General features: G+C 61.0%; 15 protein-coding genes. 6 read left to right on the forward strand and 9 right to left on the reverse strand.

The genetic code is table 11. From position 1 onward, the window contains the following. Positions 1-29 precede the first annotated feature (29 nt). The 5 genes from GEV02_RS00715 to GEV02_RS00735 all read right to left on the reverse strand — a co-directional run bounded on the left by GEV02_RS00715 (position 30) and on the right by GEV02_RS00735 (position 6818). Positions 30-2396 carry a GH36-type glycosyl hydrolase domain-containing protein gene (locus GEV02_RS00715; protein ID WP_152836042.1) on the reverse strand — a complete coding sequence of 789 codons (2367 nt, stop codon included), beginning with the start codon at positions 2394-2396 and terminating at the stop codon, positions 30-32. A gap of 109 nt (positions 2397-2505) precedes the next feature. Beyond that, positions 2506-3534, reverse strand: coding sequence for an HTH-type transcriptional regulator GntR (gntR, locus tag GEV02_RS00720; RefSeq protein WP_152836043.1), 1029 nt, complete (start codon positions 3532-3534; stop codon positions 2506-2508). A 66-nt stretch (positions 3535-3600) separates the two neighbouring features. Next, positions 3601-4116, reverse strand: a complete 516-nt coding sequence (locus tag GEV02_RS00725) for a DUF4124 domain-containing protein (protein WP_152836044.1) — start codon at positions 4114-4116, stop codon at positions 3601-3603. A 120-nt stretch (positions 4117-4236) separates the two neighbouring features. After that, positions 4237-5652 carry a PA domain-containing protein gene (locus GEV02_RS00730; RefSeq protein WP_152836045.1) on the reverse strand — a complete coding sequence of 472 codons (1416 nt, stop codon included), beginning with the start codon at positions 5650-5652 and terminating at the stop codon, positions 4237-4239. Next, on the reverse strand, positions 5649-6818 hold the full coding sequence (locus tag GEV02_RS00735; RefSeq protein ID WP_235922559.1) for a choice-of-anchor J family PEP-CTERM protein: 1170 nt from the start codon (positions 6816-6818) through the stop codon (positions 5649-5651). The genes GEV02_RS00730 and GEV02_RS00735 overlap by 4 nt, the downstream gene beginning before the upstream one ends. 436 nt (positions 6819-7254) lie before the next feature. Here GEV02_RS00735 and GEV02_RS33090 point away from each other — a divergent pair, with 436 nt between their 5' ends. The 6 genes from GEV02_RS33090 (at position 7255) to GEV02_RS00765 (ending at position 12656) form a co-directional block, all read left to right on the forward strand. Beyond that, positions 7255-8037 carry a PEP-CTERM sorting domain-containing protein gene (locus GEV02_RS33090; RefSeq protein WP_152836047.1) on the forward strand — a complete coding sequence of 261 codons (783 nt, stop codon included), beginning with the start codon at positions 7255-7257 and terminating at the stop codon, positions 8035-8037. Between the two features lie 123 nt (positions 8038-8160). Continuing rightward, positions 8161-9633, forward strand: a complete 1473-nt coding sequence (gene guaB / locus GEV02_RS00745) for an IMP dehydrogenase (protein WP_152836048.1) — start codon at positions 8161-8163, stop codon at positions 9631-9633. 68 nt (positions 9634-9701) lie between these two features. Beyond that, positions 9702-11312: a glutamine-hydrolyzing GMP synthase gene (gene guaA / locus GEV02_RS00750; protein WP_152836049.1), complete on the forward strand. Its 1611-nt coding sequence runs from the start codon at positions 9702-9704 to the stop codon at positions 11310-11312. Between the two features lie 79 nt (positions 11313-11391). Further along, positions 11392-11607: a hypothetical protein gene (locus GEV02_RS00755; protein WP_152836050.1), complete on the forward strand. Its 216-nt coding sequence runs from the start codon at positions 11392-11394 to the stop codon at positions 11605-11607. A gap of 43 nt (positions 11608-11650) precedes the next feature. Further along, the gene (locus tag GEV02_RS00760) at positions 11651-12118 is read left to right on the forward strand and encodes a group II truncated hemoglobin (protein WP_152836051.1); all 468 of its coding nucleotides are present in this window, start codon (positions 11651-11653) and stop codon (positions 12116-12118) included. A 13-nt stretch (positions 12119-12131) separates the two neighbouring features. Beyond that, the gene (locus GEV02_RS00765) at positions 12132-12656 is read left to right on the forward strand and encodes a protein tyrosine phosphatase family protein (RefSeq protein ID WP_174998911.1); all 525 of its coding nucleotides are present in this window, start codon (positions 12132-12134) and stop codon (positions 12654-12656) included. A 4-nt stretch (positions 12657-12660) separates the two neighbouring features. Here the strand turns inward: GEV02_RS00765 and GEV02_RS00770 are convergent, their stop codons facing one another. From GEV02_RS00770 to GEV02_RS00785, 4 genes are all read right to left on the reverse strand, one after another. After that, positions 12661-14385, reverse strand: coding sequence for an MAG1210 family protein (locus tag GEV02_RS00770; protein ID WP_152836053.1), 1725 nt, complete (start codon positions 14383-14385; stop codon positions 12661-12663). Continuing rightward, positions 14382-15125 (reverse strand): LemA family protein, encoded by a 744-nt coding sequence (locus tag GEV02_RS00775; RefSeq protein ID WP_152836054.1) that lies wholly within the window; start codon positions 15123-15125, stop codon positions 14382-14384. Before GEV02_RS00775 ends, GEV02_RS00770 begins: the two co-directional genes overlap by 4 nt. Positions 15126-15306: 181 nt before the next feature. After that, positions 15307-17028 carry a flavin monoamine oxidase family protein gene (locus GEV02_RS00780; RefSeq protein WP_152836055.1) on the reverse strand — a complete coding sequence of 574 codons (1722 nt, stop codon included), beginning with the start codon at positions 17026-17028 and terminating at the stop codon, positions 15307-15309. Between the two features lie 31 nt (positions 17029-17059). Then, entirely contained in the window at positions 17060-18280 is a 1221-nt protein-coding gene (locus tag GEV02_RS00785) for an FAD-dependent oxidoreductase (RefSeq protein ID WP_152836056.1), read from the reverse strand. Positions 18281-18399 lie beyond the last annotated feature (119 nt).

Here is an 18399-nt window from a genome sequence, read left to right on the forward strand (position 1 = left end):
ACCGTGTCCTTGTAATTTGAATTGATCGTTCAACGCGGGATCAATACGTCCAGCGCGTGTGCTCCACCCGCAACGATACCGGTAACGCGGCAATCGGTCAAACGTTTACCTTCGCTCCAGACCTGGGTTTCGCCAACGTCCGCACGTTGTATGGAGAGCTTGAAGGTCGCGCCTCGGAAGGTGCGCGTGACCTTGATGCGGTCCCACTTCTTCGGCAGCTGCGGCGCGATGCGCAGCGCGTCGCCATCGCCCCGCAGGCCGCACAAGCCCTCGATGAAGCAGCGGTAGGCCCACGACACCGTGCCGGTGTTGAACAACTGGCTGGAGCGGCCGGCGGTGCGCGGATACTGGTGCCAGGCGCCGCGATAGTAGTTGGGGATGAAGACCGGCAGCTGGCCGCGTTGAAGGTAATCGTTTTCGTCGGGTCCCGGCAGCATCTGCCGCAGCAGTTTGTAGGCGCGGTCGCCCTCGCCGATGGTGTACAGGCTGTAGATGTAGAACGCGGCGGCGTGGTTGTAGACCGCGCCGTTTTCCGCCGAGCCGGGATGCTTCTGCGTGACGCGGCCGACATCGTCGCGCATGGCGCTGTACGGCGGCGCGAACATGGCCACGCCGTACGGCGTCGCCAGTTGCTGCTCGACCTGCTCCAGCATGGCGGCGCGCTGCGCGTCGCCGGCCGCGCCGCCGAGGATGGCCCAGGCCTGCGGGTTGAGCCAGATGCGGCCTTCCACATCCTTGCTGATGCCGAAGGCGACGTTCTCGTCGGTGATGCCGCGCGCGTACCAGTCGCCGTCCCACAGGTGTTCGTTGGCGGCGCAGTTGACGGCCACGGCGCCGGCGCGGAAGTGTTTGGCGCTCTCCGTCAGCGCGGCGGCGCCGTGCCGGTCGCAGATGTCGGCCCACAGGTTCAGCGCGTAGGCGGTGGCCACGGTCAGCCAGCCGGATACGCCGCGCCCCTTGTAGCCGACCATGTTCATCGGGTCGCACCAGTCGCCTTGCGCGATGTAGCTCAGGCCCCGCTGGTCGCGTGCTTGCAGCAGCCAGTCCATCGCGCTGCTCACGCGCTCGGAGACGGTGAGGGCGATGCCGCTTTCGTGGCCGATGACTTCCTCGTCGAGGATGGCGTAGTCATTGGTCTCGTCGAGGTAGACCTTGAGGGCCACCGGCAGCCACACGCAATGGTCGGTGTGCGGCACCTGGTTGATGTATTTGAGTTCGGCGCCTTCGGCCAGCAGTATCCCGTCCGGCATGGCGCCGCTGGCTTCCTGCTGCGACAGCGCGTGCAGGAAGGCCGCCCGCATCACGCCGGGCCGGATGAAGCTCATGCCCATGTTGTCCTGCAGGTAGTTGCGGGTCTGCGGATCGGTGCTGAGGCGGTTGACGTCGCCGTGGTAGAACACCTGGCGCGGCAGCCAGTGGTTGACGAAGTTGTCCAGCTCCGGATCCGGCGTTTCGATGTGCAGGCATCCGCGGCCTTCCGCGATGTAGGCGGCGTAGTCGCGGCGCGCCGCGTCGAAGGCGGCGGTGCTCAGGTACCTGGCGCGCATGGCCGCGATCTCGGCGTCGTCGAAGGCGGGGCCGAACAGGAAGCGGTATTCATGCGACGCGTTCCCGGCCAGCGCCAGGCGGTATTGCACGGCGGCGGTCGGCGTCTCGTAGCGCGCATCGCTGTTGGAGAGCTGCTCGGCCTGGATGGAGGAGGGGTGATGCAGGCCGCCTTCGCCTTCGAAGGCATGCTGCTGCGCTTCCCATGCCTGCGGCGCTTCCTCGCACAGGAAGTAGGTCTTGTCCTTGAAGTCCTTTTGCTTGAAGTAGTCGGCCACCTTCTGGTACGGCGCGATGCTGCTGGCGACCACGCCGCCCAGGTCCGCGCGGTATTCGGCTGACTGGTTCATCCACGACATGTAGCCGATCGGGAAGTAGGGATAGACGCTCAGCCGGCGCGGCCGGCCGGACAGGTCGGTCACGCGCAGCGACCACAATTCCGCCACGTCGTCGGTGGGCAGGCTCAGTGTCAGTTCGACGCGTACGCCCAGGTGTTCGACGGTCCAGGCGATGTCGCTTTTGCCGACCGAGAAAGCGAAGGCGTCCACCGGCGCGCGCACCGGTTCGTATGGCGCGGAGAACAGCTGGCCGCTGTCCTCGTCCTTGATGTAGAAGAAGCGGCCCGGATGATGGGCGTAGTAGTTCTGCTCCGGCTGCATGAAGGTCCTGGCCTCCAGGTTGGGCGCGTGCGCGTACTTGGCGGGCTCCGGCTGCATGAACTGCGCGGTGGCGTAGCCGCGGCAGGTCACTTGTATCATCATCCTGCGGTTCCACAGGAAGCCCGCCGCGCGCGGCATCGCCGTGGGACTGGTCAGTTCGTAGCGGTTGCCGTCGTGGGTGGGGCGTAGCATCAAGTCGTCTCCATAATGATAGCGCTAACAATCGTGGGCTCAGTGTACGGCTCTGGCGAAATTTGTAAACCGGAATTGATGCTGCGACGCAGCAGCGGGCTATGACCGCTCAGGCGCTCTCGCGCGCCATCAGCGTGAAGCCGAGGTCGATCTGCCGGTTGGCCGGCTGCTCGCCCTTGATCACTGCGCGCAGCAGCCGGGCGGCCTCGAAACCGATGCGGTAGCGCGGCGTGCCGATGGTGGTCAGCGAGGGATTCATCCAGGCCGAGGCCGGCAAGTCGTTGAAGCCGCAGATGGCCAGCTGCGACGGCACCGCGATGCCGCGCCGCTGGCACTGGTAGATGGCGCCGTGCGCCAGGTCGTCGTTGCAGCAGAAGATGGCGTCGCAATCGGGCGCCTGCGCCAGCATGCGGCCCACGAGCTCGGCGCCCAGCGCGATGGTCGACGGTTCGCCCACCATCACTTCGAGCTTGATGTCGGCCAGGCCGGCGTCGAGCATCGCCCGGCGGTAGCCCTCGGCGCGGCGCAGCGTGCGCTCGTCCAGCTGGGCGCCGATGAAGCCGATGCGCTTGTGGCCTTTTTCGATCAGGTAGCGCGTCATCGCATGGCCGGCCTGGAATTGCGAGAAGCCCACCGTCAGCTGCGCCGGGTCGGTGGACATGTCCATCATCGACACCACCGGCACGCGGGAATTGGTGAGGATCTGCTGCACGCGCGGGCTGTGGCTCAGGCCGGAGAGCAGCATGCCGTCGGGATTCGATTGCAGGTAGGTGCCGATCAGCTTTTCCTCTTCCTTGTCGGAGTAGCGGGTGTTGCCGATCAAGATCTGGTAGTCGTCGGCGTCGAGCGCATCCTGCACGCCGGCCAGCACTTCGGTGAACACCGCGTTCGACAGCGACGGCACCAGCACCGCGATCACCTTCGATTGCGACGAGGCCAGCGCGCGCGCGGCGCGGTTGGGCACGTAGCCCAGTTCGGTGACGGCTTGCTCCACGCGGTCGCGCAGCGCCTGCGACACCATGTCCGGCTGGGTGATGGCGCGCGAGGCGGTCATGGTCGCCACGCCGGCGCGCTCGGCCACCATCGCCAAAGTGATGCGGCCGCTGGCGCGGCTCTTGTTCGCTGCAGTCTTGATCATGAAGGGCCGGTCATATGCGTTTTGATAGCGATATCATACGGCAGCTTGGCCTTGCCCCGACAGGGGCTATTTGCAGCCAGCCAACACTTTCTGGTTCTTTTTCGCCATTTCGGCGCGTTCCTCGTCGCCCATGATGCCGCGTTCGCCGTTTTTATCGTAGTTGCTCATGCGCAGGCCGTCGGCCAGCGCCTGCTGGTTCTTGCGGGCGGCGTCGCAATTGGCGGCGATGTCGGCTTTCTGCTGGGCTTCGGCGGCGGCCTTCTTGTCGGCGGCTGCGGCGTCGGCCTTGCGCTTGTTGAAGTCGGCGTTGCGTTCGGCCAGCGTGGGCGGGCGTTTGGCGGGTGGTGCATCCGGGGCGGCTTCGGTAGGTACTTCGGGCTCGGCCGCTGCCGCGGCGTTGGGATTGAACGGCGTCTTGCCGGGCGCCTTCAGTATGCGTTGCTCCGGCACCGACGGCGGCGGCGGGCGATCCGACAGTTGCTTGATGCCTTTGTCATCGATCCACATGTACTGGGCCATCGCCAGCGAGGATGCGGCCAGCAGCAGGGCGCCGCTCAGGCAATGCAGAGTACGGTGTTTCATGGGGACGCTCCTGTAAGGCACGCATCAATTTCGCCATGATTCACGGCAACTGTCAACTGTAAAGCAAAAAAGCCCGCCGTCCGGGTGGACGACGGGCTTTCGGCAAGGTGCCGGGATGTCTTACCAGCCGATGTCGCGCAGCAGCGGGAAGGACAGGTCGAACGGCGGCGTTACCTCGTGCGTCAGGTCGCCGTTGATTGCCGGCTCCATCAGCAGGTTAGGGAAGGCGCTGGTGTCGTAGTGCGATACCGACGAACCCGATTGGTACGGATTCGGTGCGAACATCAGCAGACGGCCAGACGCATCGGCGCCGGCGCGCATGGCCAGGTTCACGCCCAGGTTGGCAAACACGTTGGAGTGCAGGCGGGTGCGCTTGGCCAGAGCCACTTTCAGCGCATTGCCATCTTCCAGCGAAATGCGAACCGCCGGGATGGTGACGGTAGGATCGGCGCCACCCAGGCCAGGCGGCGGCGAACCGGCGACGTTGTCGGCCACGATCACGCCGATCGCGCCGGCATCCTGCACGGCCTTGGCTTTGATGGTGAACGAGCAAACGCCACGATCGACCAGGGCGATCTTGCCGTTGACGGCTGCGGCATTGATCGCCGACAGCGGGCCGCAAGCCAGGCCGAGGTTGGGAGCGGTATCCACCACCGGCATGATTTCGCCGGTCTTGCCCGGGCTGTTCAGCGCAGGGCCGAAGCTGGCGGTGCCAACCTGAACGGTGCCGGCGATGTTGGCTGGGCTCAGCAGCGTCAGCGCAGGCGAACCCTGCTGCAGCAGATTGGCGGCGGCGGCGTTGGCGATCGAACCGGTCCATACCAGCTTGCTGGACTTGAGCGAAGAGGCCATGCGTTCGGCGTTCGTCATGTCTTTCCACAGCTTGTTGGTGGTGGCGTCCTTCAGGAAGAAGTCCCAGATACTTGGAACGCCGCCCAGTTGGGCGCCGGTCAAGCCGTTGGTGAAGGTCTGGAAGCCGAGGCCGTGGCCGAACTCGTGGGTCAGCACGGTGACCAGGTCGACGGAGTTGCCGTGGTTGCCGTCCAGGCCGAGGTAGAACGGAGAGCCGGCCAGGCAGTTGGCCGTGCCCAGGTTGATGTTGAAGCGGGCGCGGATATCGGCGGTGCTAGGGTCTGGATCGGCGCCGGTCAGTTTGCCGGTTTGCGCTTTGCCGAACCAGGCGCCGGTCTGCGGTGCGCCGGCGAAGTCGCGGAACACCTGGGTCGCGCCAGCGCTGCCCAGGACGGCGGAGGTCGGGGTGCAGGTCAGCGCTTCCCAGGTCGACAGCACGCGGATGGTGCTGCTGCTGGTCAGGGTGGCGCCCCATTTGTTGGCGGCGGCCTGGAAGGCGTTCAGGCGCTGCGTGCCCAGCGTGGTGCCGGCGTTGCCGCCGACCGGTGCGACGACGGTTGGGTCATTGAAGCCGACATTGGCAGGGTCGCCGTTGACGATCACGATGGTGGCCGCAGCCCAGGTCGACGAGGCAAACAGGCAGGCGGCCGCAGCGGCGACGGCGTTCAGGGTGAAGCGCTTCATTGTTGTTCTCCTTGCACGGCAGGCAGGCTATGGCCGTGGGCCAGGTGTTGGGCGACGTTTTCACCAGGAACGCAGGATTCGATCAGTTTGCCGTCGGCATCCTTGTGGACGACGGCGTAGCTGTCGGTCGATTCGTCAAGCGCGAGGCCGACGCCGCCGCGCGACGTGGTCAGCGGCGCTGCGCGGCCGCCGGCTTTGACGCGGGCGCTGGCAGCGGCGAACTTGGCGCTGCTTGCCGGTACGGTTGCGGCGGCCAGTTCGGCGGCCTGTTCTGCCGATGGGCCGACCAGTTGACCGGTGGCTGCATCTTTATAGGCGACCATGCCGTTGCCGGTTGGCGTGGCGCTGCCGTTCAGTTCAGGCTGGACGGCGACACGCGCGTTCGGGAAGCTCATCAGGCCGTTCGGGCCGGTGGTTTGCGGCTCGGCGGCGGTCGCCACCAGGGTGCTGGCGGACAGGCCGGCCAGTGCCAGCAGGCGCAGTTTCTTGCGGCTGAGACCAACCACGCCCAGGCCCAGCAGCAGCATCAGTGCGGAGGTAGGCTCAGGTACGGCGCTGATGCTGACCGAGTCGATACCGATGAGGTTGCCTTCGCCGGCAGCGTTGACGTAGCGGAACGCGAAGCGACCGGTCGTGTTGCCGGACAGGCCGGACAGGGAAACCGAATAGTTTTGCCAGTCGGTGTCGGTGTCGGAAGAGTATGTCTGCAGTCGAACGAAGTCGCCGACCGACGACGTGGTCGAGCCGACGTTCGCGCTGGCGCCGTGGGCGCTGTAGTAAACCTCGACCGTATCTTTAAGGCCTTCACCGAACAGGCGCAGCGAGAAGTTCAGCTTTTCGCCGTTCGACAGCGCTACTTCCGGTGTAATCAGCCAATTGCTGATGGCGCCGCCAAAGGTTGTGTTGAGGGAGTTCGCTCCGATGTAGGAAGTGCCAGGGCCTGCGGCTGCGCCGAAGGGGAAGGTGTCGCCCTGGAACCAGTTGGTAAGGCCGTTCGCCACATCGGCGCTGCCGCCGACCGAGCCGGTGCTGTTGTTGGTCATCACCCAGCCACTGGAGGCGAGGGTGCTGATGTTGTTGAAACCTTCGTTCAGTAAAGGACTTGCGAAGACGGAGCTGGTAGCAACGGTGGCTACGAGTCCGATCAGGTATTTATTCAAGTTCATGATGCCCCAATGGTATTGTTTGCTTGCATACAATTCGCTACGGCAAGCGAGCGCGTTGAACATGTCAGACGGCAACGGTTATATGCCTCTGGCCCAAATGACTACTTTTCATAAACTACAGCAATCTATCTTGGCTTTCTATATATATTGTTTATCAAATTACTCTAAATCGATAGTGATGAGCCCGTCTTAGCTAGCAAACAAGCAGTCTCCGGCCTGTTTTGATCCAGTCGAAATGTAGAGGCTTTTTTACAACATGTTCTAGAGGGAATATTGAGGAAAATGCAAAAAATGCCGGCATGAGGAGGCTGGCGACTTGCTGATCGGGGCGGCGAGGGGGGGGGGCTTTGTTTAATTTCTATATTTTTATTTTTGCAATGAAAATATGATAAGATCTCCCAATGAGCACCGACAGGTGCGGCCACTTAAAGGGAGTATGATGAAAATTAAAGGCAGTTGCATTCCGGCAATCGGTTCCGTTCTGGGGCTCGCGCTGGCGGCTATATCGCCGCTATCGGTTGCAGCTTCCGTTAGCGCGGGAGCGGCCATCACGAACGTGCAGTTCACGGTTGGCAACATTGACGGCTATGGCACGGGCGGCGTCCGTTTTCTCGAGCAGAAATCGTGGATCAACGCCGATTCCGATGTAGGGGGCTGGTCCTATCATCAGGATTACAGCGATTTGCGCGCCGCCAACCTTTCCATTAGCAGCAGCACGGCTCAAGTCCAGGCTTCCCATAGCGGCGTCGCTGGGGAAATGCAGGGGCGCTCGGAAGTCAGCGGAGCAGATCAGGCAGGCACATCGAGTTTTCAGGACCGGCGTTTCATGCTGCTGCCACATAGCTCCATCAGCGTGTCCGGCCACATTTCGGGATTCGTCGAATCCGGCGCCGGCCTGCCTAACGCCTCCGCCGCATCGGATGTGCGAATCTATCTTTGGGTTTGGGATGAGCACGTATCAGGCGGCTATCTGGGCCAGGAGGTGACGGGTTTGTCACTTGACTACGTTAGCCCATACAGCGCCACTTATAGCAAGGATTTCAATCTGACCTATGCGAATCATACAGATCAGGAGGTTTCCATGTTCTGGACCAGCTATGAGCATACCTACGTCGGCAATGTGGGACAAGTACCGGAACCTGAAGGTTACGTAATGATGGCTGCCGGCTTGATGTTGCTGGGAGTCGTAGCTCGCCGTCGGAAGAAAGATAAGGCCTGACGCGTCCGCCGCAAAAAGGGGCGTAGGCCGCCGGAGACGCCCTTGCAGGCAGGCGCTTACAGAAGTTTATGACAGGGAGGCACTATTTCTGTATAATCTGCTTTTGCGCCTATAGGAAATGCTATGCGTCTACTCCAAAAAGCACTCACGTTTGATGACGTGCTTCTCGTCCCAGCGTACTCGAATGTTCTGCCTGCCGATACGTCCCTCAAAACTCGTCTGACCCGTAACATCAGTCTGAACATCCCGTTGCTGTCCGCAGCGATGGACACGGTCACTGAAGCCCGCCTGGCGATCGCCATGGCACAAGAGGGTGGCATCGGCATCATCCACAAGAACCTGAATCCCAAAGATCAGGCTCGCGAGGTAGCGCGCGTCAAGCGTTTCGAAGCCGGCGTACTGCGCGATCCGATCACGATCCCGCCGACCATGAAGATCCGCGACGTCATCAAGCTGACCGAGCAATATGGCATTTCCGGCTTCCCTGTCGTCGAAGGCAAGGAAGTGGTCGGCATCATCACCAACCGCGACCTGCGTTTCGAACAGGAACTGGACGCCGAAGCGCGCGCCAAGATGACCCCGCGTGAGAAACTGGTGTTCGTCAAAGAAGGCGCAGAAGGCGCCGACCGCGACGAAGCCAAGCGCCTGATGAACAAGCACCGCCTGGAGCGCGTGCTGGTCGTCAACGACGCCTTCGAACTGCGCGGCCTGATCACCGTCAAAGACATCCAGAAATCCACCGAGCACCCGCTGGCGTCGAAAGACTCGCAGGGCAAGCTGCTGGTCGGCGCCGCCGTCGGCGTTGGCGCCAAGGATGAAGAGCGGATCGAACTGCTGGTCGCCGCCGGTGTCGACGTGCTGGTGGTTGATACCGCCCACGGCCACTCGCAAGGCATCCTGGATCGCGTGAGATGGATCAAGACCAAGTTCCCGCACGTGGACGTCATTGGCGGCAACATCGCCACCGCCGCCGCCGCCAAGGCGCTGGTGGAGTACGGCGCGGATGCGGTCAAGGTCGGCATCGGCCCTGGCTCGATCTGCACCACCCGTATCGTGGCCGGCGTCGGCGTACCGCAGATCACCGCGATCTCCAACGTCGCCGAAGCACTGGAAGGCACCGGCGTGCCATGTATCGCCGACGGCGGCATCCGCTTCTCGGGCGACATCTCCAAGGCCCTGGCGGCCGGCGCGTCGACCGTGATGATGGGCTCCATGTTTGCCGGCACCGAAGAAGCGCCGGGCGAAGTGATCCTGTACCAGGGCCGTTCGTACAAATCCTACCGCGGCATGGGCTCGCTGGGCGCGATGTCGGACGGTTCGGCCGACCGCTACTTCCAGGACGCCACCATGAAGGCCGACAAGTTCGTGCCTGAAGGTATCGAAGGCCGCGTCGCCTACAAAGGCAGCGTGCTGGCGATCATCTTCCAGCTGGTCGGCGGCGTGCGTCAATCGATGGGTTACTGCGGTTGCGCCACCATCGACGAACTGCGTAACAAAGCCGAGTTCGTCGAGATCACCTCGGCCGGCATGCGCGAATCGCACGTGCACGACGTGCAGATCACCAAGGAAGCGCCGAACTACCGTTCCGGCGACTAACAGTCCTTGCAACGCCGGCTTAGCTAAGCCGGCGTTTTTCTATTCATTACCTCTCCAGTACATTACTCATGCACTCAAAAATCCTCATTCTCGATTTCGGCTCCCAAGTCACCCAGCTGATCGCGCGCCGCGTGCGCGACTCCGGCGTGTTCTCGGAAGTGTACCCGTATGACGTCAGCGACGAGTTCGTGCGCAACTACGGCGCCGCCGGCGTGATTCTGTCGGGCAGCCACAACTCGACCCTGGACGGCGACTCGCCGCGCGCGCCGCAGGCCGTGTTCGAGCTGGGCGTGCCGGTGCTGGGTATCTGCTACGGCATGCAGACCATGGCGGCCCAGCTGGGCGGCAAGGTTGAGAACGGCCTGGTGCGCGAATTCGGTTACGCCGAAGTGCGCGCCCGCAGCCACACCAAACTGCTCGACGGCATCAACGATTTCGTCACCGACGAAGGCCACGGCATGCTGAAAGTGTGGATGAGCCACGGCGACAAGGTGCTGGAGATGCCGCCAGGCTTCGTCCTGATGGGTAACACCCCGAGCTGCCCGATCGCCGCGATGGCCAACGAAGAGAAGCGTTTCTACGGCGTGCAATGGCATCCGGAAGTGACCCACACGGTGCAGGGCAAGGCCATGCTGGGCCGCTTCGTGCACGAGATCTGCGGTTGCAAATCGGACTGGAACATGCCGGACTACATCTCGGAAGCGGTCGAGAAAATCCGCGCGCAAGTGGGCACCGATGAAGTGATCCTGGGCCTGTCCGGCGGCGTCGATTCGTCGGTGGCTGCCGCGCTGATCCACCGCGCCATCGGCGACCAGCTGACCTGCGTGTTCGTCGACCACGGCCTGCTGCGCCTGGACGAGGGCAAGATGGTGATGGACATGTTCGCCAAGAACCTGGGCGTCAAAGTGATACGCGTCGATGCCGAAGACCAGTTCATGGGCCACCTGGCCGGCGTGACCGATCCCGAACAGAAGCGCAAGATCATCGGCCGCGAATTCGTCGAGGTGTTCCAGGTCGAATCGGGCAAGCTGGTCAATGCAAAATGGCTGGCGCAAGGCACCATCTATCCGGACGTGATCGAATCGGCCGGCAAGGGCAAGAAGGGCCAGACCATCAAGAGCCACCACAATGTGGGCGGCCTGCCGGAGACCATGAAGCTGAAGCTGCTGGAGCCGCTGCGCGAACTGTTCAAGGACGAAGTGCGCAAGCTGGGCGTGGCGCTGGGCCTGCCGCATGACATGGTCTACCGTCATCCATTCCCTGGCCCTGGCCTGGGCGTGCGCATCCTGGGCGAAGTGAAGAAGGACTACGCCGACCTGCTGCGCCGCGCCGACGCGATCTTCATCGAAGAGCTGCGCAACACGCCGTACGAACCGGTGGTGGTGCCTGGTTTCGATCAGGACACCGTGCCGACCAACTGGTACGAAGCGACCAGCCAGGCGTTTGCCGTGTTCCTGCCGGTGAAGTCGGTGGGCGTGATGGGCGACGGCCGCACCTACGAGTACGTGGTGGCCTTGCGCGCCGTGCAGACGCAGGACTTCATGACCGCACACTGGGCGCACCTGCCACACTCGCTGTTGGGCAAAGTGTCGAACCGCATCATCAACGAAGTGCGGGGCGTTAACCGCGTGGTGTACGATATCTCGGGCAAGCCGCCTGCGACTATCGAGTGGGAATAAAGTCGCGGCTGTAGCGCGTTGTTAATAATGGAAAAACCCCTGCTGCCAGGGGTTTTTCTACATTTGGAAGGCCATCTCAATGTTGAATGACTTGCTGGAAGAAATGCTGTTCTGTGAATTCATGCTGGTGTGTGAATCTTATGACTGCCGCGCGTTCTTTGAATTCGAAGAAGTCGCCAATGATCCCATGGAACAGTGGGCCAAGCGGGCGGCTGTGGCGGCGAGGGAGGGCGGTTGGACGATAGGCCGCACGGGACTCGTGAAATGCGCAAAATGTGCCGCGCGCGTTGATTGACCTGCTACCCTGGATGCCTTAGCCCGCATTTGAAAGGTTACGCATGTCCGAAAACACTCCTACGCTGTACGAATGGCTGGGCGGCATCGATGCCCTGCGTCGTCTGACCTCGCGCTTCTACGAGCATGTCAAGCGCGATACCTTGCTGGCTCCCGTGTTTGCCCATATGGGCGGCGATCATCCCGCGCACGTTGCTGCCTTTCTTGCCGAAGTTCTGGGCGGGCCCACCACCTACTCCGAGCAGTATGGAGGGCATCCGCATATGATTCAGCAGCATCTCAACCGGCATCTGGCCCAGGAGCAGCGGCGCCGCTGGGTTGCCTTGCTGCTGGAAACAGCCGATGAGCTGGACATGCCCGACGACCCGGAATTCCGCTCGGCGCTGGTTGGCTATCTGGAGTGGGGTTCGCGTCTGGCCGTCATCAACTCGCAACCGGGGGCGCAAGCCGATCAGGATGCGCCCATGCCCAAGTGGGGCTGGGGTGAAGTCAAGGGGCCATATCGTGGCTGAAACGAGGCGCGCAATGGCGGTGCTCGCGCTGCTCACCGGACTTCTGACATGCAGCACGGCATCCGCGACGGATGTAGTGATCGAGGCGCCGAACGTGGTCGCGATCTCGCCCCGGCTCGTCACGTCGGGCCAGCCCAGCGCCGAGGCACTTGCCAGCCTGGCCGCGCAGGGTTTTGGCGCAGTCATCTATCTGGCGCCGCCGACCGTGTCGGATGCCGTTGCCGGCGAAGCGGAGATCGTTCGCCGGCAGGGGCTAGAGTTCATCAACATTCCTATCGGCTTCGGCAAGCCCACCGAGGCCGACTTCCAGTCCTTCGTGGCGGCCATGGAGCGGCTGCGTGACCGCAAAGTGCTGGTCCATTGCCAGGTCAATATGCGCGCCTCCAGCATGACCTTCCTGTATCGCGCCATCGTCCTTCACGAGAAGCCCGAGCTTGCCTATGAATCGGTCGCGCGGGTATGGTCGCCGGAAGGACCCTGGAAGAGCTTGATGGTCTCCCAGCTGCGCAAGGCGGGCATTCAGTTCGAACCGTATTGACTGACTAAGCGGGCAACACCGCCGAAACAATGGAGCGGCGAAGGACGGCCTTCTGGTATTCGACCCCGCGCTGTTCAAACGCCTTGCGCAATGCGGCTTCATCGTCGCTGGTGGGCGCTTTCTCCCTCACTACCATGTCGGCTGCCTGGCGCACATCGTAATACTCGTTCCAGTAGACCGGGACCCGGTGGCTATGGCCATCTCCACCCCGAACTGAGACATGGTCGACACGCTCGACGCTACCGTATCCGCTGGCCGTGACGCGCACACGTTGCGATCCATCGGCGTCGACTTTTGCCGCGGTCTTCAGGATGCTCCGGGTAACGCAGTCAGGGTGTTTGAACGCCGCCTCGCCATGGTAATTCGCGATCGCCTCATGCTCCCAGAAGCACGATTTGCTGGCGTAGGTATCCTTGTAGATATCGGAATGAGGTCGGTGCTGCTGGTACAGCGGTATGGCCAGCAGCGGTGCGATGCCAAAATAGAAGGAGCGGAAAAAATCGTTGTGGTAGGTGTTGAAGAACGCACGCGCCTGCGCCAGTTCATAGGCGTGGAATTTTTCCGGTTCCCCGCCTATGTCGGTCGGGCGCATATGCGCTGGCTCCACGATATTGATCATATTCCGTTTGCTGAATTCGAAGTCGTCGCCATAGCCGACCTCGCTGTCCTTCAGCAGCTTCAGCATCTCCTGCTGTGCCAGTGGCGTGAACAACAGCCGGAACTGCACCTCATGGTTGCGGTCGGTTGCATCAAACAGGGCGTCGAACTCGCGGTTGGACATCACCGTGAACGTCTTTCCTTCGCCCACGTCACGCGACTTGTTTTCGAGCTTTTTAATGGCGCGATTTTTTCGCAGCCTGTCGAAGAAGCCGTCTTCCAGCTTGGAGAGTTTCGACGGGCTGCGGCTGAACAACAGATCGGGCGCGGCCTCGTTGCCATAAACGATAAATGTCTGGTTGTCGTATTCCGGAAACGGTTGTTCAATCGATGCGCGTAGCGTCTCATGGTGCGTCTCGGTGTGGTATTTGCCGTCGGAGCCGCGAACCTGCTCGGTCCAGCTGATATCCAGCGAGCCGTGATACGTTTTGCTGCCCATCCAATGCGTCAGAGTACGCGCCAGAATGAATGGATTACCGTTGAGTACGCCGCTGTGGGAGAAGATGATGGACTCGTCGCCTCCCAGCTCGCCGGACCAGCCGAAGCTGTTGCGCAGTTCTTGCATGCGGCCGTTGGAAAAATACGGGTCGAAGGCGATGCGTGGCACGGTTTTCTGCACCAGCTTGGCCGTGATGTCCCAGTCAAACAGCCGGTTGAGCGGCGCCATCTGTCCCCATGCTTCGGCGCGCTTGGCGTTGCATGCCTGTTCCAGCTGTTTCAGCCGCGCATAGGAATCTTTGATGACGCGATGCAGCCAGTAGAGCGCCGGTGCGGAAATTGCCGCGGGCGCCAGCAGCCACGGCCGCGAATAATGCATGAAGACATACACCAGCGCCGACAGCGTGGCCGCAATGACCAGGCCTCGCAATACGCGCCACCATTTGTTGGTGGAACTCGCTCCTCCTGCTTGCTGTTCCAGCTGCCGCAGCTGCTGAACGGTCCTGGCATTGGCATCTTCGTCCACGCCGGACTGGCGTACAAGGTCTTCGAAGAAGCTGGAGGTGTTGTCGATGTGAGCAGTTTTGAAATGGGCCGCGTATTGCTCCAACGGCTCGTGAACGTCATCGATCAAAAGAACGTACCCCTGGCGGCGGCCTTGGTCTCGGCGGAGGCCGTAAATGGAATGCGAGTGGTGAAGCCGGCGCGGGCGGCAACGATCTGCTTGGCGGGCCAGGCAAACACGTCCTGGTTCCATATCGAGACGGTGTCGTTGTACAGCGTGCGCGCAGCGGTGATTTCTTTTTGGAGATAGCTGTTTTGTCGCATCGCATCAGCAATAACGGCTTGCGCCTTCAGGTCTGGATACGACTCGCACGCGATACCGATGCGTGAAAAAATCCCGTCGATCTGTTGTGCGGCCGCATTGCGCTGAGCGTCGGAACTGCCGCCTTGACCGCTGCGGTATGCCGCCACCGACTTCATCACATCCTTGTCGAGATCGATCGCCTTGGCCACCAGGCCAACCACGTTGTTAAGGATGACGACCCGTTGTTCCAGGTAGTTGTCGATTTGAGATGCGTCGGCCTGAATTTTTTGCTGCAGTTTGCGCAGATAGGCCAGGGCGTTGATTTTCATGAACAAGAAAATCAGGCCCGGCAGAACGCCTGCCACGATGAATCCGATGCTATGCAGCTGCGGCCGCGCGCCAGTTGCCAGGGAAATGATGCCGGGAATTGTCCCGACAGTCCAAAGCGCAATCTCGAAGATCAGGGAGCCGGTACCAATTTGAACGGGAATCTGTTTGTTGATTACATTGATATCGCGGCCTTCATGGTTGATCGGGCCGGTTGTTTCGTCTAAATCATTCGCCATATGCGGCAGTCCTTTTTTTATATGGATGGAGGAGTGTTAATCCTTGCGTGAGACACTACTTGTTTTAAAGTTATTGTACTCATTGAAATATTTCTGTCAAGAATTATTTATGGTGATAATAAACATCACTTCAGCATGGCGATTGCCCGTAAGCTGCTGCGCAACTTACGGGCATGGCGCTCTACCAGCCCAGGTAGTAGTCAGCCGGCAACCAGCTCGGGCGCGGCAGGCCGAAGTAGGACTGCAGCATTTTCTCGGCCTCGCAGAAGGCGCCTTCTACCCAGCCTTGCTGGTCCGAATAGGCTTCGCCGCAGATGTGTATGTCTTCTGTCGCCAAGGGCTTGCGCATGTAGGGCATCACATCCTGCACCTTGTAGCCGGCTTTCCACGCATGATAGCCGGCGCCGAACGGGTCGTCGCCCCAGTCCTTGAACCAGGTAACGTAGGGCAGGGGAATGCCAACGCCGTGCAATTCGCGTAATTCCTTGACGATCTCCTTGACCATCGTGTCGCTCGCGGCAACGTCGTTCAGCGCTTCGACTTCACGCTGCGACGCCATCTTGGTCGCGCGTGGACGGAACTTCACCGGATCGTCGGACAAGGCCTTCCAGAACGTCTCCGTCTCCATGTCCCCGTAGCTGCCGAGCAGCATCGAATGGTCGGTCACTTTCGCGGTTCCGAAGTAGTAGCACTGACGCATCGGCAGGTCGGTGATGGAATGGCCGGCGGTGATGCCCAGCTCCCGCCACCACGGCGTGTCGAATCCCATCAGGATCTTGAATGCCGGCTCCTTGATGACCGAGCGAATGTTTTTGTTCAGCTCGGTGTTTTCATTGACGTTGAAGAAGAAGTTATCCTGGTCCAGAAGCTCCAGCGAGTGCCGCGGCATCGCCAGCACCAGCCGGTTGGCATACACCCGCCATTGCTGGTTCGAGCGCAGGTTGAGGAAGACCAGTTCATAGCGGTGGGTGGCGCTCTGCGGGTGTTGCTGGTTGAAGGTCAGCAGCTTGTTTTCGGACCAGATGCATGCGCCTTCGTGACGCATATATTCGTTCGCCATCGCATAGACCGTGCTGTCGAAGCCCTCGGCGATGGTCTTGTATTCGGCCCCGGCGGAGAAGTCGCCGATCATGTAGGGGAAGGCTTCCGCCGCGTTCCAGTTGATGGTGTTGGAGTAGTAGCCGCCGGCGGTCGACAGGAAGGTATAGCCCTCCTGCGATACCTGGTCCTTGAGCAGATTCCAGAAGCCGATGTCGTTGACGAGGCGCTTGTCGTACGGTGAGCCTTCGAATTGGTAGGTCAGGTAGGGCTTGATCTCGTCCCATTGCCGCAGCGTCAGTTCGATGACGTAGTTATAGGCGTCGACCTGGCGGACGTGCTGGCCGAAATTCTCGCGGAACCACGGATCCGCGGTCAGCACGTCGTAGATCACTTTGCTGAACAGCTGGTCGGCGCTGAAGCCGATGTCGTCGTCGTCCAGGTAGTAGCGGGTCAGCAGCTTCTGCCCCTTGCTCTGCGCTTCCGTCCAGGCGTTTTGCTTGCAGCGGTCTTTGCGCAAGTACATGTACAGATATGCCGGATCGCCCATCGGAAAATCAATCGCTTCCATCTGATCGGCGAAGACCTCTTCGATCAGCGTGGTGACGATTTTTTGCGAGGTCAGGTAGCGCATGCCGCCCAGCTCGCCCTGTACCGTCGGCATGCCGGGCAGGCGTACCGATTCAAGCCGCCCGGCGATGCGGGTGTTCATGTCGAAGACCTGTACCTGGCTGCCGGTGCTGGCGCCTTCCGTGGTCAGGCGGTAGGCGCTGTAGATGCCGGAAATGCCGGCGCCCACGATGGCCACGTCGAGTTTCAATCCATCCTGCAAGCCGGTGTTCAATGCCGTGTTCTTGTCAACCATTTTGGACTCCCGATATAAGTGGATAAATTATTTACATGCTTCTGAAGTAGAGCTGGCCGGTCTGGAAGTGCGAGATGTCGTATGAGCTTTTGCCGTCGATCGCCATCTCCGACAGAATGCTGCCCAGCAGCGGCACGAACTTGGCGGCCCAGCCGGTGGCATACATGACGATGTTCTTGTGGTTGGGCACGTAGCTCGGGGCAAAGTCGATCAGCATTTCCTTGCCGGCGATAGTGCTCAGCGCCACCAGACAGGTGGACTTGTAATGCGGAGTGGGATCAAGCCCGGTCATATGCTTGCGCACCCATTCGGAGGTGTACGCCAATTCCTCGGGGTTGGGGACAAAGCTGGCCTGGTTGGGATCGGACAGGGGCGTCATCACGAAGTCCGGCGCAACCCGGATATAGTCGGGGTAATTCCATTCAACCTCGGGAAAACCGTAGAATTGATTACCGCTGTTGCCTTCAGGCTGCTGGAAAACAAACCAGGTCGGATATTGAATGGCGGGGTCGGTTTTTTTGAAATAGGCCGAGGCCATGTTCCAATACGTCGCTTCAATTCTGAAATCGAGCAGGTTAATGACGTCGTTAATATAAGGCCCCGGAACGATCACCAGCTTCTTGCCGACGTAAGTGCCGCCGGGAGTCGTCACCATGAACAGCTGATCGGATTGCTGAATGCCGATGACCGGCGACTGATCAAGCATCGTCACGAGGGGGCTGGCGAGATTGCAGTCGTATAGCGTGCGCTGGGTGGCCAGCAAGTCGATGCTGGCGCCATCGGCCTGGAACAGGCCCCGGTAATTCGACGGCAAGTCTTTGAAATGATAGCGTTCTTCGATTTCCCCGACGGTCAGTGAGGTGTACGGCACGTCCTGCGCCTGCATGGCCAACTCCGCGGCGGCGATATTGCCCTCCGTGGACTGGACGGTCGGGTCGCCAAACCACAAGGTGCCGACCGTCGTCAGCAGTTGTTCCTGGCTGTGGGTTTGCAGCTCAGCCCAGTAGGGCAGGGCATCCTCGGCCATCTTCACCATGTATTCATCCGGGTAGGGAATGCGGAACTGGCGGGAAACACCGGCCGAACTGCCTTGCTGGTTGAAGAAGGTGAACTGTTCCAGAACCAGCGTGGAAGCGGAACGCTTGCTGTTGTAATACGCGGTGGCGAGCCCCATCGGGCCGCCGCCTATGACTATCACGTCATATGTTTGTTGAAAAACGGATGCGGGCTTATTTATTTTATCGACAGGCATAACACTACCTTTCCAATAGTAACAAGTGGAGGATGGTGATAACTCTGGAGGGAATCAGGTGCGCGTAATAACGGCGCACCGGAATGGGTAGTATTGCATTAATTTTCAAAAAGATAACG

It is taken from the genome of Rugamonas aquatica (assembly GCF_009380215.1).
In the GTDB taxonomy this organism is placed as follows: Bacteria; Pseudomonadota; Gammaproteobacteria; order Burkholderiales; family Burkholderiaceae_D; genus Rugamonas; species Rugamonas aquatica_B.